Origin of the sequence: Marinobacterium rhizophilum, assembly GCF_024397915.1 — a bacterium.
Taxonomy (GTDB): Bacteria; Pseudomonadota; Gammaproteobacteria; order Pseudomonadales; family Balneatricaceae; genus Marinobacterium_A; species Marinobacterium_A rhizophilum_A.
The window spans coordinates 2,283,237-2,298,696 of sequence record NZ_CP073347.1 but is presented as its reverse complement, the minus strand read 5'-3'; the positions used below and the strand labels follow the sequence as shown (position 1 = coordinate 2,298,696).

The 15,460-nt window shown below is 63.0% G+C and carries 20 protein-coding genes; 13 read left to right on the top strand and 7 right to left on the bottom strand.

What is annotated here, in order from left to right; translation table 11 throughout:
* Positions 1–4: 4 nt before the first annotated feature.
* The 6 genes from KDW95_RS10340 to hisD all read left to right on the top strand — a co-directional run bounded on the left by KDW95_RS10340 (position 5) and on the right by hisD (position 4,562).
* Complete coding sequence (locus KDW95_RS10340) at positions 5–646, top strand: MlaC/ttg2D family ABC transporter substrate-binding protein (protein WP_255856192.1); 642 nt, start codon at positions 5–7, stop codon at positions 644–646.
* Complete coding sequence (locus tag KDW95_RS10335) at positions 646–960, top strand: STAS domain-containing protein (RefSeq protein ID WP_255856191.1); 315 nt, start codon at positions 646–648, stop codon at positions 958–960. Before KDW95_RS10340 ends, KDW95_RS10335 begins: the two co-directional genes overlap by 1 nt.
* A 96-nt stretch (positions 961–1,056) precedes the next feature.
* Positions 1,057–1,299, top strand: coding sequence for a BolA family protein (locus KDW95_RS10330; RefSeq protein ID WP_255856190.1), 243 nt, complete (start codon positions 1,057–1,059; stop codon positions 1,297–1,299).
* A gap of 25 nt (positions 1,300–1,324) precedes the next feature.
* On the top strand, positions 1,325–2,599 hold the full coding sequence (gene murA, locus KDW95_RS10325; RefSeq protein ID WP_255856189.1) for a UDP-N-acetylglucosamine 1-carboxyvinyltransferase: 1,275 nt from the start codon (positions 1,325–1,327) through the stop codon (positions 2,597–2,599).
* A 4-nt stretch (positions 2,600–2,603) separates the two neighbouring features.
* A complete protein-coding gene (gene hisG / locus KDW95_RS10320; RefSeq protein WP_255856188.1) occupies positions 2,604–3,248 on the top strand; it encodes an ATP phosphoribosyltransferase in 645 nt (214 codons plus the stop codon).
* 3 nt (positions 3,249–3,251) lie between these two features.
* The gene (hisD, locus tag KDW95_RS10315; RefSeq protein WP_255856187.1) at positions 3,252–4,562 is read left to right on the top strand and encodes a histidinol dehydrogenase; all 1,311 of its coding nucleotides are present in this window, start codon (positions 3,252–3,254) and stop codon (positions 4,560–4,562) included.
* A gap of 87 nt (positions 4,563–4,649) precedes the next feature.
* Here hisD and KDW95_RS10310 read toward each other — a convergent pair whose 3' ends face one another.
* Entirely contained in the window at positions 4,650–5,804 is a 1,155-nt protein-coding gene (locus KDW95_RS10310; RefSeq protein WP_255856186.1) for a Do family serine endopeptidase, read from the bottom strand.
* 83 nt (positions 5,805–5,887) lie between these two features.
* Here KDW95_RS10310 and KDW95_RS10305 point away from each other — a divergent pair, with 83 nt between their 5' ends.
* A complete protein-coding gene (locus KDW95_RS10305; protein WP_255856185.1) occupies positions 5,888–6,649 on the top strand; it encodes a Nif3-like dinuclear metal center hexameric protein in 762 nt (253 codons plus the stop codon).
* A 107-nt stretch (positions 6,650–6,756) separates the two neighbouring features.
* Here the strand turns inward: KDW95_RS10305 and KDW95_RS10300 are convergent, their stop codons facing one another.
* Both KDW95_RS10300 and KDW95_RS10295 read right to left on the bottom strand, forming a co-directional pair.
* The gene (locus KDW95_RS10300) at positions 6,757–7,359 is read right to left on the bottom strand and encodes a YhcB family protein (RefSeq protein WP_255856184.1); all 603 of its coding nucleotides are present in this window, start codon (positions 7,357–7,359) and stop codon (positions 6,757–6,759) included.
* 83 nt (positions 7,360–7,442) lie between these two features.
* Positions 7,443–8,186: a FadR/GntR family transcriptional regulator gene (locus KDW95_RS10295; protein WP_255856183.1), complete on the bottom strand. Its 744-nt coding sequence runs from the start codon at positions 8,184–8,186 to the stop codon at positions 7,443–7,445.
* Positions 8,187–8,316: 130 nt separating this feature from the next.
* On the opposite strand from KDW95_RS10295, the gene acuI reads away from it, so the two are divergent.
* The 5 genes from acuI (at position 8,317) to KDW95_RS10270 (ending at position 12,522) form a co-directional block, all read left to right on the top strand.
* On the top strand, positions 8,317–9,300 hold the full coding sequence (gene acuI, locus KDW95_RS10290) for an acrylyl-CoA reductase (NADPH) (protein ID WP_255856182.1): 984 nt from the start codon (positions 8,317–8,319) through the stop codon (positions 9,298–9,300).
* 100 nt (positions 9,301–9,400) lie between these two features.
* Positions 9,401–10,324: a cobalamin-binding protein gene (locus KDW95_RS10285; RefSeq protein WP_255856181.1), complete on the top strand. Its 924-nt coding sequence runs from the start codon at positions 9,401–9,403 to the stop codon at positions 10,322–10,324.
* A gap of 1 nt (position 10,325) precedes the next feature.
* On the top strand, positions 10,326–10,838 hold the full coding sequence (gene cobU, locus KDW95_RS10280) for a bifunctional adenosylcobinamide kinase/adenosylcobinamide-phosphate guanylyltransferase (protein ID WP_255856180.1): 513 nt from the start codon (positions 10,326–10,328) through the stop codon (positions 10,836–10,838).
* Complete coding sequence (gene cobT, locus KDW95_RS10275; RefSeq protein ID WP_255856179.1) at positions 10,835–11,905, top strand: nicotinate-nucleotide--dimethylbenzimidazole phosphoribosyltransferase; 1,071 nt, start codon at positions 10,835–10,837, stop codon at positions 11,903–11,905. Before cobU ends, cobT begins: the two co-directional genes overlap by 4 nt.
* Positions 11,902–12,522 carry a histidine phosphatase family protein gene (locus tag KDW95_RS10270; protein ID WP_255856178.1) on the top strand — a complete coding sequence of 207 codons (621 nt, stop codon included), beginning with the start codon at positions 11,902–11,904 and terminating at the stop codon, positions 12,520–12,522. The genes cobT and KDW95_RS10270 overlap by 4 nt, the downstream gene beginning before the upstream one ends.
* A gap of 59 nt (positions 12,523–12,581) precedes the next feature.
* Here the strand turns inward: KDW95_RS10270 and KDW95_RS10265 are convergent, their stop codons facing one another.
* From KDW95_RS10265 to KDW95_RS10255, 3 genes are all read right to left on the bottom strand, one after another.
* A complete protein-coding gene (locus tag KDW95_RS10265; RefSeq protein WP_255856177.1) occupies positions 12,582–12,881 on the bottom strand; it encodes a hypothetical protein in 300 nt (99 codons plus the stop codon).
* Between the two features lie 75 nt (positions 12,882–12,956).
* Positions 12,957–13,517 carry a cob(I)yrinic acid a,c-diamide adenosyltransferase gene (locus KDW95_RS10260; RefSeq protein WP_255856176.1) on the bottom strand — a complete coding sequence of 187 codons (561 nt, stop codon included), beginning with the start codon at positions 13,515–13,517 and terminating at the stop codon, positions 12,957–12,959.
* A 17-nt stretch (positions 13,518–13,534) separates the two neighbouring features.
* Positions 13,535–14,458, bottom strand: coding sequence for a ketopantoate reductase family protein (locus KDW95_RS10255; protein ID WP_255856175.1), 924 nt, complete (start codon positions 14,456–14,458; stop codon positions 13,535–13,537).
* A 161-nt stretch (positions 14,459–14,619) separates the two neighbouring features.
* On the opposite strand from KDW95_RS10255, the gene KDW95_RS10250 reads away from it, so the two are divergent.
* On the top strand, positions 14,620–15,102 hold the full coding sequence (locus tag KDW95_RS10250; RefSeq protein ID WP_255856174.1) for a YajQ family cyclic di-GMP-binding protein: 483 nt from the start codon (positions 14,620–14,622) through the stop codon (positions 15,100–15,102).
* A gap of 69 nt (positions 15,103–15,171) precedes the next feature.
* Here the strand turns inward: KDW95_RS10250 and KDW95_RS10245 are convergent, their stop codons facing one another.
* Positions 15,172–15,420: a PA4570 family protein gene (locus KDW95_RS10245; RefSeq protein ID WP_255856173.1), complete on the bottom strand. Its 249-nt coding sequence runs from the start codon at positions 15,418–15,420 to the stop codon at positions 15,172–15,174.
* Positions 15,421–15,460 lie beyond the last annotated feature (40 nt).

The following is a 15,460-nucleotide window of genomic DNA, read 5'->3' as shown; positions in this document are numbered from 1 at the left end:
TGTCATGAAACGATTGCTAACGAGCGTGGCGTTGATCTGTTCCTTGCTGCTGCCGACCTTGCCGGCGCAGGCCAGCTGGGAAGCTGCCAGCGGTGTGATTGAGAAGGTCACCCAGGACATGGTGGCGCTGCTGGAAGAGGGCGTGGATATCAATGATGAGGCATCACTCAATGCCGCCATGGGGCGGGTTGAAGAGCGCCTGGATGGCATGATTGACTTCGACTATATCTCGCAGCGTGTGATGGGCAAGTTCTATCGTCGCGCCAATGATGCCGAGCGTGCCCACTTCGCCTCTGTCTTCAAGCACACCATGGTGAAAACCTATACCAAGGCGCTGGCTGGCTTTGAGATCAATCGCGTGGAGGTTGCCGCCCAGGGCCCCGAGAGTCCTGAGCCCGACAAGCAGGTCGTTACACTGGAGGTCTACTCCGGTGCCGGTACCAAGTACAGCCTGGTGAACTACATGCTGGAGCGTGACGGGCAGTGGCAGCTGGTGAACGTGATCCTGGATGGTATCAACCTGCGCCTGACGTTTACCAATCAGTTCGCTGATCTGGCGGAGCGCAACAACGGCAACATCCAGCGGGTTATCGACAGCTGGGAAAGCCAGGTCGACGGTCGGGTGGCCAAGTCCGAGGGAAGCTGATGCAGGCATCTGTTGAAGTGCGCGCCGCCGACGAGGTGGCGCTCAGCGGGGATCTGCGCTTTGCCACCGTTGCCGGGGTGCGTGAGCGCCTCGAGCGTCTTATTGCCACCGGTGAATCCGCTTGTGTGGTGGACTTTTCCGCCGTCAGCAGTGTCGACAGCGCGGCGTTGTCGCTCTGGCTGTGCTGCCAGCGCGAGGCCCGGGAGCGCAATATCCAGTTGCAGGCGCGCCATGTGCCCGAGGATTTGCTGTCCATTGCCCGCCTGGTTGGCCTGGGGCATTTGTTCGGTGATGCTGACGCAGCCTTGCTGTGAGCCGGGTGGGAACCCTGTCCGGCGTCGCGTTTTGGCCGTCGTTCGGCTATTATTCGCCGCCTGTTTTGATTTGAAGAATGAGTGTTGGAGAGCGGTATGCAAGCGCAAGAAGTAAAGCAGATTATTGAATCTCAGCTTGAGGGCTGCAGTGTTTATCCCGCTGGTGAAGGCTGTGATTTTCAGGTCACCGTTGTGGGTGACCTTTTTGCCGGCCTGACGCCGGTGAAAAAACAGCAGCTCGTCTACCAGTGCCTGCAGCAGCATATCGCCAGCGGCGCCATCCATGCGCTGACCATCAAGACCTACACCCCGGAACAGTGGCAGACGCTGCAATCCTAAGCCGTCTTTAACGACAGGATACCTGATGGAAAAGTTCAAGATTGAAGGCGGCGTCACCCTAAACGGTGAGGTCCGCATTTCGGGTGCCAAAAATGCGGCTCTGCCCATACTGGCGTCTGCCCTGCTGGCCGACGGGCCTGTACATATCAGCAATCTGCCGCAGCTGAACGACGTGACCACCATGCTGGAACTGCTGCGTCGCATGGGCGTGGAAGTGGTGGCCGATGAAAACCTGAACGTGCAGATCGATGCCCGCACCATTCGCGAATATCACGCGCCTTACGACCTGGTGAAAACCATGCGCGCCTCTATTCTGGTGCTGGGCCCCATGCTGGCGCACTTTGGCGAGGCCCAGGTGTCCCTGCCGGGCGGTTGCGCCATTGGCAGTCGGCCGGTGGATCAGCATATTCGCGGTCTGCAGGCCATGGGTGCCGAGGTGCTGGTGGAAGAGGGGTATATTCATGCCCGCAGCAACGGCCGCCTGAAGGGCGCCCGGGTGTTCTTCGACATGGTGACGGTGACCGGCACCGAGAATATCCTGATGGCCGCGACGCTGGCCGAGGGCGAAACCATTCTTGAAAACGCCGCCCGTGAACCCGAAGTGGTGGATCTGGCCAACTGCCTGATCGCCATGGGGGCGAAGATCAGCGGGCACGGCACCGACACCATTCGGGTGCAGGGGGTTGAGTCCCTGGCCGGCGGCAGCTACTCGGTACTGCCGGATCGCATCGAGACCGGTACCTTTCTGGTGGCCGCGGCCGCCACCGGTGGCCGCGTGCGCTGCACCGATACGCGCCCGGATACACTGGATGCGGTACTGCAAAAGCTGACTGAAGCCGGTGCCGAAATCACCACCGGCGACGACTGGATCGAGCTGGACATGAAAGGCCGTCGGCCCAAGGCCGTGAGCATTACCACGGCGCCTTATCCTGCGTTTCCGACCGACATGCAGGCCCAGTTCGCGGCCATGAACGTGGTGGCCCAGGGCGTCAGCCAGATTCGCGAAACCGTGTTCGAAAACCGCTTCATGCACATGCAGGAGATGATCCGCATGGGGGCCCACATCACCATCGATGGTCACAACGCGATGATCGAAGGTGTGGAGCGGCTGCAGGGTGCACCGGTGATGGCAACAGACCTGCGGGCCTCGGCCAGCCTGGTGATTGCCGCCCTGACGGCCACGGGCGATACGCTGATCGATCGCATCTATCATATCGACCGTGGCTACGAGCACATCGAAGAAAAGATGCGCTTGCTGGGGGCGCACATCGTGCGTGTCGCGGGTAAGGGGACAGAGTAGGCTTATGACTCAACCGTTGACCATTGCGCTTTCCAAGGGGCGCATACTGAAGGAAACGCTGCCGTTGCTGGAGGCCGCGGGTATCGTGCCGGCCGAGGATATTTTCAGCAGCCGAAAACTGATTTTCGATACCAACCAGGAGCATGTGAAACTGGTGGTGATCCGGGCCACAGACGTTCCGACCTATGTCGAGTACGGCGGTGCCGACATGGGTATTTCCGGCAAGGATGTGCTGCTCGAACATGGCGGCGAAGGGCTTTATGAGCCGCTGGACCTGGAAATTGCCTGCTGCAAGCTGATGACCGCAGGCCTGGTCAAGCCGGCCCCGGTGAAGGGTCGCCTGCGCATCGCCACCAAGTTTGTCAACCTGACGCGGGAGTACTTTGCGCGCCAGGGTCTGCAGGTCGATATCATCAAGCTCTACGGCGCCATGGAGCTGGCGCCCATCATGGGGCTGGCGGATCAGATCGTGGATATCGTCGATACGGGTAACACGCTGCGGGCCAACGGTCTTGAGCCGCTGGAACTGATCGCTCCGATCAGCTCGCGACTGGTGGTCGGGCAGGCATCAATGAAAATGAAATATGACCAAATACAGCCGATTGTCGACAGCATGTCGCAGGCCGTTGTGGCGCGGCGCGGAGCCTAACTCATGTCGGAACTGAATATTCAGCGCCTGGATGCAGGCGCGCCGGATTTCGAAGCATCCCTGCAGCGTTTGCTGGCCTGGGAATCGGTATCCGACAGCGGCGTCAACGCCATTGTCGATGAAATCCTCGCACGGGTGCGCTCGCAGGGCGATGCCGCGGTGGTGGAGTACAGCAACCGCTTTGATCGCCTGAATGTCCGTGCCATGGCGGAACTGGAGCTGAGTCGCGAGCGTCTTCAGCAGGCGCTGGATGGGCTCCCCCAGGCGCAGCGCAATGCGCTGGAAGAGGCGGCGAAGCGTGTGCGCGACTACCACGAGCGCCAGAAGAGTGATTCCTGGAGCTACACCGAAGCCGATGGCACCATGCTGGGCCAGAAAGTCACGCCCATGGACCGGGTGGGCATTTACGTACCCGGTGGCAAGGCCTCCTATCCGTCATCGGTGCTGATGAATGCGCTGCCGGCCAAGGTGGCCGGTGTCGGCGAAATCATCATGGTGGTACCCACGCCCGATGGCGAGCTGAACGAGCTGGTGCTGGCCGCGGCGGCCCTGGCCGGCGTTGACCGGGTATTCTGCATCGGTGGCGCCCAGGCGGTTGCGGCGCTGGCCTACGGTACCGCGACGGTACCCCGGGTCGACAAGATCGTGGGGCCTGGCAACATTTTTGTCGCCACGGCCAAGCGTGCAGTCTTTGGCGTGGTGGGGATCGACATGATCGCCGGCCCGTCGGAAATTCTGGTGTTGTGCGATGGCAGCACCGATCCTGACTGGATCGCCATGGACCTGTTTTCCCAGGCCGAGCATGACGAAGACGCCCAGTCGATTCTGGTGAGCCCGGACAGCGACTACCTGGACCGGGTCGAACAGAGCATGCTGCGCCTGTTGCCCACCATGGAACGCCGCGAGATTATCGAAGTGTCGCTGCGCAACCGCGCCGCCCTGATTCATGTAGAGAACATGGTGCAGGCGGTCGAGGTGGCCAACCGAATCGCACCGGAACATCTTGAACTGGCGGTAGCAAACCCTGAAGCCCTGGTGCCGGACATTCGTCACGCTGGTGCCATCTTCATGGGGCACTACACGGCCGAGGCCCTGGGTGACTACTGTGCTGGCCCCAACCATGTGTTGCCGACATCCGGTACCGCACGGTTTTCGTCACCCCTGGGTGTGTACGACTTCCAGAAGCGCTCGTCGCTGATCCAGTTCTCGGCCGAAGGTGCCTCCAGGCTGGGATCGGTTGCGTCCGTTCTGGCCCGTGGTGAAAGCCTCACGGCCCACGCCCGCTCCGCCGAGTACCGTATCAAGCAGGACTGATACGCAAGCGGCTGCGGCACTTCAGCTGGAGTGCCCGCAGCCGACGTATTTCTTCTTCACCGCCGCTGTTTCCTGCCTTTATCCCGACTAGCGTTCGCCTTCCTGTGGACGTTCCCCGATCTGTACCTTGAGTTGCATGGCCGTGCCGTTGCGCAGTATCTCTATGCTGGCTGTCTGGCCGGGCTTGAAGGTGGCGATACGGTTCATCGAGGCGCGGCTGTCGCTGATGGAATTGCCGTTAATGGCGGTCATGATATCGCCGGGTTGCAGGCCGGCAAGGTGGGCCGGGCCATTGCGGAATATGCCGGCGATAATCAGCCCCTGGGCGCTATCGAGCCCGAAGCTCTCTGCCAGGCGCGGTGTCAGTTCCTGTACTTCCACGCCAATCCAGCCCCGGATAACCCGCTGATGTTCGATCAGGTCCTGCATGACCTGGCGTGCCAGGTTGGAGGGAATGGCGAAACCGATGCCCTGGGAACCGCCGGACTTGGAGAAAATCGCCGAGTTGATGCCAATCAGGTTGCCGTAGGCGTCGATCAGCGCGCCGCCGGAGTTGCCCGGGTTGATGGCCGCGTCGGTCTGTATGAAATCCTCATAGGTATTGAGCCCCAGGCTGTTGCGCCCGGTCGCGCTGATAATGCCCATGGTCACGGTCTGGCCAACGCCAAAGGGGTTGCCAATGGCCAGCACCACATCCCCGACGTGCAGGTCTTCGGATGAGGTGAGGGAGATACTGGGCAGGTCCGGCAGCGTGATCTTGAGAATTGCCAGGTCCGTTTCCGGGTCCGTGCCGATGACCTGGGCCTCGGTTTCACGGCCGTCGCGCAGGGCGACAAGCACGCTGTCGGCGTTGGTGATGACGTGATTGTTGGTAACGATATAGCCCTGGGCGCTGAGAATCACACCGGAGCCCAGGCTCGACTCGATGCGCTCACGGCGGGGCTGGTTGCCGGAACCAAAGAAATTGCGAAAGAAGGGGTCGTCGCGCAGCGCATTTTCCTGGGGCTTCACCAGGGTGCGGGTGTAAATGTTGACGACGGCAGGCGCTGCGGTTTCGACGGCGCCGGCGTAGGACACCGGGCCACTGCCCAGGCCCGCGGATTCCGGGGGGCGGGGCAGGGCCTCGCGAATCTCGACGGTGGTGATCTTGGGGCTGAGCAAGTCAGGAAAGAGCTGCAGGATGACCAGCGCCGCCAGAACGCCGGTAATGATCGGCCAAATCAGATAGGAAGACTTTCGCATGCTGCGCCCGGGTGATTGTGCTATGAAATCATGCAATTATACGGCTAGTGGTTAGCTGTTGTGAAATACGGAATCATAAGTGCATGTCTATCGAACTGAATGAGCTGGTGCGTTACTGCGATACGTTGCTGCAAAGCAACAGTATTTCCGATTACTGCCCCAACGGGCTCCAGGTGGAAGGCCGCGCCCGGGTGCAGCGTATCCTCTGTGGCGTCACGGCCAGCCAGGCGCTGCTGGACGAAGCCGTGGCCTGGCAGGCGGACCTGGTGCTGGTGCACCACGGTTATTTCTGGAAAGGCGAAGACAGTCGCATCCGGGGGATCAAGAAGCGCCGCCTGGCGACGCTGCTGCGGCATGATATCAGCTTGCTGGCCTATCACCTGCCGCTGGATGTGCATCCCGAGCACGGCAACAACGTGCAACTGGCAGTGCGCCTCGGGCTGGAAATCGAGGGCGTGCTGGAGCCTGGCAATCCGCGCTCTGTCGGGCTGGCGGGGCGTTTGCACACGCCACTGAGCCTGGCCGAGTTTTCCACCCGGGTGGCTGCCGTGCTCGGGCGCGAGCCACAGTGCATTGCCGCCGGGGACAAGCCCATAGAGCGTATTGGCTGGTGTACCGGTGCCGCCCAGGGGTATATCGAGCAGGCCGCGGAGCTGGGGCTTGATGCCTACCTGTCGGGGGAAATATCGGAACCCACGGTACACAGTGCGCGCGAGCACGGGGTGCATTACATTGCCGCCGGGCATCATGCCACAGAGCGTTACGGTGTCCAGTCACTGGGTGAGCATCTGGCGCAGCATTTCGGGCTGGAGTGGCGTTTCGCCGATCTCGACAACCCGGTCTGACAGCGACCCTGTGTGGATCGTCGCGGCAGTGCAGAGGCGGGAATTTATGAAGGCGAGGGCGCGGCGTGACTGTTCAAGTCATGGCGCCGCGCCGACCGCCTGGCGGTTCAGGTGTCGCTGCTGGCAGGCTTTGCCGGCTGCTTTTCTGTTTCCTTGGCCTTTTCCTTTTCTTTGGCTTTTTCCCTTTCTTTCAGGGCGGCAAGCTCGGCGGGGCTGCGCAGTGGCTCGTCATCCGTAGCGTCCTCATCACTATCAAGGCCGTAGGCTTCGGACAGCATGCCCTTTTCATTGCTGGATTTGGCGGCGTAATCCCGGGGTGGCTCCGGCACTTTTTCGGCGTCTTCGTTGGGCACTACATCGGTAACGACCGGGATGGGCGTATCCGTTTCGGCGGTCAGCCTGGCCTGTACACTTTCCTTCAGAGCGAGGCTCGCGGTGTCGTTCTCGCACAGTGACTGGGCGCCGCTGGCCAGGTGCTGGTGCACATCCCTGTATGTGTTGGTGAGCTGATTGACCAGCTCGGCGGTTTTTTCGAAGTGTTCGGTGACATCCTCCTTGTAGGTCGCAAGTTCCGCCTGGGTATCGTCAAGCTGCTTGCTCAGTACCTGGCGCTGGCCGGCATCGGACCCCGAGCGACCCAGCAAATAGCCGATCAGACCACCAATCGCGAGCGCGGCTGCGCCAATGATCCATATGCTGTTTTGTTCCACAGTCAATCCTCACCTGAAAGTCGTATTAGGATAAATCAAACATTGGCCAAAGCCTACCGGCAGCGAGGCTCCGGATGCAAGCCTCAGGCGCCCTGCTGAGCGGGTGTCGGCGGTGCTGAGCCCAGGTGCTGGCGCAGGTCGCTGAGCTGCTCGCAGACAATGGCACAGGCGGCGTCGGCGTCGCGGTTTTCGAGCGCCTCGATCAGGCGCAGGTGCTGGCTGCTGACAAGGGCACGGTCGCGGAAACGGTGTGCCACCATGTTGGTGACCGGCTGTAGCGCCTCGATAACCGAGAACATGACAAAACCCAGCAGGCGGTTGCCGCTGGCGTCGGCCAGGGTGCGGTGCAGCGCCACATCGGAGGCGCAAAAGTCCTCGGCACTGAGGCTGCTGTCCTGCTGGATTTCAAGCTGCTGTCGCATGCGCTGCAGCTGCTCCGGCGTTCGGTTGAGTGCGGCCAGTCGGCAGCACTGGGATTCCAGCAACTCGCGGGCCTGCAGCACCTCGTCCATGTTGAAAGCGTCCATGCCGACCAGCAGGGTGGTGGCGCAGGTGAGGGACTCGCTCAGTTCAGGGATACTGGGACAGTTAATGAAGGTGCCCCCGGTGGGGCCGCGCTTGGAGCGGATCAGGTTCTGGGCGGCAAGAATTTTCAGGGCTTCGCGGATGGTCGGACGCGAAACGCCAAACCGCAGCGCCAGTTCGTCTTCGGTGGGCAGGCGATCGTCGGCACGCAATTCGCCATCGACAATGGCGCGGCGCAACTGGTCGGCAATCTGGCGGGACAGGTTATCCCGCTTGAGGGGCTCGAAGGCTGAGGTCGTCATCTGGTCTCCCTGGTTGAAACGCTAGTATTTCATAGCGATGGCAATTTGTTAATTCGCTTTACAAATAGAGAAATCGGCCTTAATGTTAATTCGTCTTACAAATTAACATGGCACGGTCATCGGAGGCGATATGTTCAAGGCACTGGTACTGGATCAGCAGGACGGCAAGACAGGGGCACAGGTCAAGGCACTGGAGGACGCAGCGCTGCCCGGTGAAGACGTTCTCGTGGCGGTGGAGTATTCGTCACTCAACTTCAAGGACGGCCTGGCGGTGACCGGGACGGGCAGAATCGTCAGCCAGTTTCCGATGGTGCCGGGTATCGACCTCGCCGGTCGGGTGCTGGAGTCCGCAGATGAGCGCTATGCGCCGGGCGATGCGGTGGTGCTTACCGGTTGGGGCGTGGGGGAGCGCTACTGGGGAGGCATGGCCGAGAAGGCCCGCCTCAAGGCTGACTGGCTGGTGCCGCTGCCCCAGGGCATGGACAGCCGCACGGCGATGATGATCGGCACCGCGGGTCTGACGGCGATGCTCTGTGTCATGGCACTGGAAGAGGGCGGTGTGCGACCCGGGCAGGGGCCTGTACTGGTGACCGGGGCGGCGGGTGGCGTGGGCAGCGTGTCGGTCGCACTGCTGGCGGCGCTGGGCTACGAGGTACATGCGGTCACCGGCCGGCCCGAGACCGAAGCCTACCTCAAGGGGCTCGGTGCCCGTGAACTGGTCAGTCGCGAAAGCATGGCCGGCAAGCCAAAGCCGTTGGAAGCCCAGCGCTGGGCCGGTGCCATCGATACCGTGGGGGACACCATCCTGGCGGGGGTGCTGGCGCAAACCTGTTACGGTGGCACCGTGGCGGCCTGCGGCCTGGCGGCGGGCTTTAATCTGCCCACCACCGTGATGCCCTTTATTCTTCGCAATGTGCGCTTGCAGGGCGTGGACTCGGTCATGTGTCCGCTGGCGCGGCGCCAGCAGGCCTGGGAGCGTCTGGCGCGGGAGCTGCCCGCCTCCGCCCTGGGGGAGATTGGCCACAGCATCGCCCTTGAGGAAGTGCCGGATTATGCCCAGCGCATCGTTAGCGGCCAGGTACGGGGCCGTGTGATCGTGGACCTGTCACGCTAGAGCAGGACCCGCTGATGCTGACGCCGGTACGGGGCCACTTGCAGCTCTGTGCAGGCAGCAGCCTCGGGGTATAATGGCGCCTTTTTTGCGGCGGGTTGCCATGAAGTTTCTGCGTTTGGTCTTTGTTGTCCTGCCCTGGTTGCTGGGGTGTCTCGCGCTGGCGGGTCCCGGGTACGCCGCCGTCAGTGTGACGGACAACTCGGGGCGCAACGTCACACTGCAACAGCCGGCCCGGCGAATTCTCGCCCTGGCGCCCCATATTACCGAGAACCTGTTCAGTATCGGCGCCGGGGATCGGATCGTCGGCGCGGTTGCCTTCAGCGATTACCCGCCCCAGGCGCGGGAGATTGAGCGCGTGGGCAGCTTTGGTCAGCTGAATCTTGAGCAGGTACTGGCGCTGCAGCCCGACCTGGTGATTGCCTGGCCGGGCGGTAGCCCGCCGGCACAGCTGGAGCGTCTGCGCCAGCTTGGCATGCCGGTGTTCGAATCCGACCCCCACAGCTTTGCGATGATTGCCAGCAACCTGCGCCTCTATGGTCAGCTCACCGGGCTGCAGGCCGGTGCGGATGCGGCCGCATTCGCGCTGGAACAGCGGGTGGAACGGCTGCGCGAGCGCCATGCCGCGGCGATACCCCTGCGGGTGTTCTATCAGCTCTGGCACGAGCCCCTGATGACGGTGAACCGCTCCCTGCTGGTGGATCAGATGCTGCGCCTGTGCGGCGGGGAAAACCCCTTTGCCGACCGGCCCGAATCCGTACCCCAGCTCGGTGTGGAGTCGGTACTGGCGGTGCGCCCGGAGGTCATACTGACCACCACCGAAGAAGCCCCCCGCGACTGGATCGAGCGCTGGCAGCGCTGGCCCGAATTGCCTGCAGTGCAGCACAACCTGTTCTACCAGCTCAATGCAGACTGGATGCACCGGGCGACCCTGCGGGCGCTGCTGGGCGCAGAGCAGCTCTGTGCTCATCTGGATGATGCCAGGGTCAAGCTGGGGCGGATCAACCCAAGTGATAGCGGAGACTAGCGTGAAACAACTGATACTCGGCGGTGCCCGCTCCGGCAAGAGCCGCCTGGCGGAACAGCGTGCCCAGGCCAGTAACCTGCCGGTGGCGCTGGTGGTCACCATGCAGCCTGGGGACGATGCGGAGCTGGTCGAGCGAATCAGGCGCCACCAGGCGGATCGTCCGTCGCACTGGAAAGTGGTGGAAGCCCCGACGGGGCTGGCTGCTGCGCTTGCACCCCTGCTGGCGGAGGGCTATTGCGTACTGGTGGATTGCCTCACCCTCTGGCTGACCAACCTGTTGCTGCTGGACTGCGAGGACAGCCTGCAGGCCGAGCTGGATGCACTGGATCAGCTGGTTGATGGTGCCGCTGGCAGCCTGATTATGGTGAGCAATGAAGTCGGCATGGGGATCGTTCCCATGGGGGCGCTGAGCCGGCGTTTCCAGGACCAGGCCGGCTGGCTGCATCAGCGCATGGCCGGGTACTGTGATCGGGTTACGCTCAGTGTGGCGGGCCTGCCGCTGGAGGTAAAATGACACCCTTCTCCCTACCGGCCGGCTGGCTGGCACATCCCGTTCGCAGCCCGAGCGCCCTGGCGCAAAGCCAGGCGCGGGCCCACCAGGAACAGCTGACCAAGCCCGCCGGCGCCCTGGGCGAGCTGGAGCAGCTCGTGATTCGTCTGGCCGGGCTGCAGGGTCGGGCTCAGCCGTGTATCGATCAGTGCCATATCAGCATCTTTGCCGCCGATCACGGTATTGCCGCTGCAGGCGTGTCGGCCTACCCCCAGGCGGTAACGGCCCAGATGGTGGCCAACTTTGCCGCCGGCGGTGCCGCCGTCTCGGTACTGGCGCGCCTCGTCGGCGCCCGTTTCGATGTGGTGAATCTGGGGACCCTGCACCGGCCGGACCCAGACCCCCGGGTGCTGGATCGCTGGCTGGGGCCGGGCACTGCCGATTTTAGCCAGCAGGCCGCGATGACAGTGGAACAGCGCGATGCGGCGCTGCTGGCCGGTGCCGAGCGTCTGGCACAGGCCCAGGCGGCGGGTTGCGATCTGTTTGTGGCCGGCGAAATGGGGATCGGCAATACCAGCGCCGCCACGGCGCTTGGCGCCGTGTTGCTGGAACGGGATCCCGAGCAGCTGGCGGGGCCCGGCACGGGCATCGATGCCCAGAGCCTGGGGCGCAAGGTGGCACTGATTCGCCAGGCTATCCAGCTGCACGGCGCGGGACGGCCCGATGTGCTCGAGTGGCTGCGTTGCCTGGGGGGCTTCGAGATCGCCGCCATGGTAGGAGCCTATCTGCATGCCGGCCAACGCGGCGTGCCGGTGCTGGTGGATGGCTTTATCAGCACCCTCGCTGCGCTGCTGGCGGTGCGCCTGAATCCCGCGCTCGCGCCCTGGCTGCTGTACGGCCATTGCTCCGCCGAGCCCGGACATCGCCTGTTGCTGCAGGCGCTAGAGGCCAGGCCCTTGCTGGCGCTGGGCATGCGGCTGGGTGAAGGCAGCGGGGCTGCGCTGGCGCTGCAGGTCGTTCGCAGTGCCTGCGCGCTGCACAATGAAATGGCGACCTTTGCCGGGGCCGGCGTTGCGGGTCCGGGGGCTTGAGTGTACTGACGCTGGACCTGCTGCGCCACGGCGATGCAGAAGATGATGGCTGTTACCGCGGGCGCACCGACTCCGCCCTGACCGCGCTGGGGGAAAGGCAGATGCTGGCCTATGCTGCGGCAAACCCCGGCTGGCAGCGGGTGCTCTGCTCGCCGCTGCGCCGCTGCGCGGAGCCTGCCCGGCAGATCGCGCAGCGCTTGACGCTGGAGTGCGCTGAAGATGCGCGTCTGCTGGAACTGGACTTTGGTCGCTGGGACGGTCGTCCCTATGCTCAGGTCTGGCAGCAGGAGCAGGCGGCGGTGCTGGCCTTCTGGCAGGATCCGGACGCTAATCCACCGCCCGGTGGCGAAAGCCTGGCAAACTTTCGCGCCCGGCTGGACAGCCTGCAGCGCTGTTTGCAGCAGAGGCTGCAGGCCGGCAACGATGCCCATGTGTTGCTGCTGACCCATGGCGGGGTGGTGCGTGCTTTGCTGGGGTCCCTGCTGGGAATGGAAGCGCGCCACTGGTCGCAGCTGCGCATTGATACCGCCTCGCTCAGCCGGATCCGGCTGGGGCAGGACGGCGCCCACCGCTGGTGTGAGGTGGCTTTCATGAACAGGATCATGGCTGGCGGCTAACGCCAGTTCACGCCCTTTGCTGATGCCCCGTCGTCACGCCGGCGTACTCCGCTACCTGATCAGGGCTCGCTGATGCCCTTGAAGAAGGACTTGGTGCCCTCCCAGGCGTCCTTGCTGGCGTCCACCGCGGCATCGGCGCCTTCCTTGCCAAGCTCAACGGCGGTTTCGGCGCCCTTGCCCGTCGAGCAGATGGCCCGTTGCACGGCGCAGCGTGCCTTGCACCCGGTGACGGCGGCCTCATCGGTGAAATGGCGCACTTCGCATTCCGTACGGCAAAATTGCTGATCCAGCGCACAGTCGGCCGATGCAACCTGGGGCATCCATGCGAGTAACAGCGCAGGCAATAATCGTCTTTTCATTGTTATCCTCCTTGGGCGCTTTAAGTATAACCAATACCTTGTGCCGAGCGGCGCTGCGCGCGGCCGGTGGCCGGCTCAGCGCCTGTTTCGAGCCTGCCAGTACACTTCCTGGCCACCGTCGCGCCGGGCCAGTACCCGGGCGCAGACAAACAGCAGGTCGGACAGGCGATTGATATAACCCAGTGCATGGGGATTGACCGACTCAATCTGGGCCAGTTCCACCAGGCGTCGCTCGGCCCGCCGACACAGGCTGCGGCTTTGCTGGCAGAGGGCGCTGGGGCGGTTGCCGCCGGGCAGGATAAATTCGCGCAGGGCGGGCAGGTCGGCATTCAGTTCGTCCAGCTGCTGCTCCAGCTGGCTGATGGCCGTGTCGTCGATGACCCAGTACTGCGTATCCACCATGGCCAGCTCGCCGCCCAGGTCAAACAGGTCATGCTGCAGCGCCGGCAGAAATGTCAGCAGCGGATCGCCGGGGACGAGGTCGGCGACAAGCAGGCCCAGGCTGGAGTTCAGTTCGTCGATGTCCCCCAGCGCTTCGATGCGCGGGTGGTATTTTTCAACCCGGCGTCCATCAGCCAGGCCCGTGGTGCCCTTGTCGCCGCTGCGGGTGTAAATGCGATTAAGACGATCCGACATTAATCAGGTTTCCTGCTTCAGTATTGATTCGAAGGTGGTTGAGCGCCGTGCTGCAACAGGCGCACCTGCCGCAGCATGGCTTGATGCTGCGGCACATCGACGCCAGCGAGGCGGGCTTCATTGCACAGGAAACCGGTGATCTGCTCGATTTCCGTCGGGCGCTGGTGGCGGATATCCTGCAGCATCGATGAATAGTTGTCAGCAGTTTGACGGGCCACCCGCAGCGCTTCTTCCTGCAGTGGTCGCTCGAACAGCGCGATGCCACGGGCCCGGGCGACGGCCTCGAACTCGCTGCACAGCGTTTTAAGTGCAAGGGTGTAGGCCGGGGTCGTTGCCAGGGCGCCGTTGCGACAGCCATGAATGGCGGTGAGCGGGTTAATGGCGCAGTTAATCGCCAGCTTGCGCCAGAGGGTGGTTTCGATCTGCGGATCCTGCTGCAGCTGCAGACCGAAATCCGTGCCCGGTTCCGCCAGCCTGGCGCCGGTCTCGCTGAACGGGCCTATGGCGGTTACGCCGCGACCGGCATAGACGACCTCGAAGGGGGCGCGCAGGTAGGCACCATCGGTGGTGGAGCCGACCAGCACGCGCGCAGCGCCTGCCCGTGCCACGATCTGCTGCTGGCTGCCCAGCCCATTTTGCAGCACCAGGATACGGCTGTCCGCATTCAGCCGGTGCCACACGGACTCCAGCGCCGCCAGGCTGTCGTAAGCCTTGGTACAGATCAGCAACTGCTCAATGGGCTCCGGCGATCCGGCCAGATCAGCAGCGACGGGGCAGAAGCTTTGCCCGCGCTCGTCAATCAGCACTATGCCACCACGGGCCCGGTACTGTGCCAGGCGGTCAGGGCTGCGCAGGACAAGGCTAACCGCTGCGCCGGCGCGCTGCAGGTGTGCGGCCCAGAGGCAGCCGATGGCGCCGGCGCCCAGGATGGTCCAGTGCATGATCTCTCCAGGGTCTGAAACACAGGCCTTATGATAACCAGTGTCTGCAATGGGTGAAATGCCCACGGGGCTTCGCTAAAATGCCCCCACTTTGGCTCGCGCCAGCGCCCGTGCGCTTTTGGGTCTGTGCGGGCCACTTCAACGTTACAGGAGATCGGGTAATGCCGTCATTTGATATAGTGTCCGAGCTGGACATGCATGAAGTCACCAACGCGGTGGACCAGGCCAATCGTGAAATCCAGAACCGTTTCGACTTCAAGGGTATCGACGCGCGCTTCGAGCAGGGCGATGGCCATGTGGTGCTCTGGGCCGAGGTGGATTTCCAGTTGCAGCAGCTGCTCGAAGTGCTGCGTGCCAAGCTTACCAGCCGCAAAATTGATATTCGCTGCATGGAAGTAAAGGATGCGGAGAAGGCCAACATGCGCGCCCGTCAGCAGGTGGACCTCAAGCAGGGACTGGATCAGGCGCTGGCCAAGAAGATCATCAAGCTGATCAAGGATGCCAAGCTCAAGGTGCAAACCCAGGTGCAGGGCGAACAGGTACGTGTCACCGGCAAGAAACGGGATGACCTGCAGGGCGTGATGGCCATGCTGCGGGCCGCCGAACTGGAACTGCCGCTGCAGTTCAATAACTTCCGCGACTAGTCCCGGCGCGGTGCGCCGGCCTGCAACGGGCCGGCGCGGCGGTTTCGCTCAGGGTGAAAACCCCCTCCATCAGTGCTGGTTGCCCTCGTTGCAGTGACAGCGCCCGGCCTCCAGGCAGGCAAGCACAAAGAGTTCCTGTACCAGTTCCTTGCTGCAGCATTGCGCCTGTTGCAGATCCTGCGGGCAAATCACGCCCTGCTCCAGCAGGCGGGCGATCTTCTCGTTGCGCCATTCAATAACGCGGATGCCGGTATGGCGATGGGTGATACGAAGGTATGGATCCGGTCGTTCCAGCCAGGCGTCGATGATATAGCTCATAGCAGTCCCTTCCTGTTGAGTGGTCTCGGGACTTTATGAT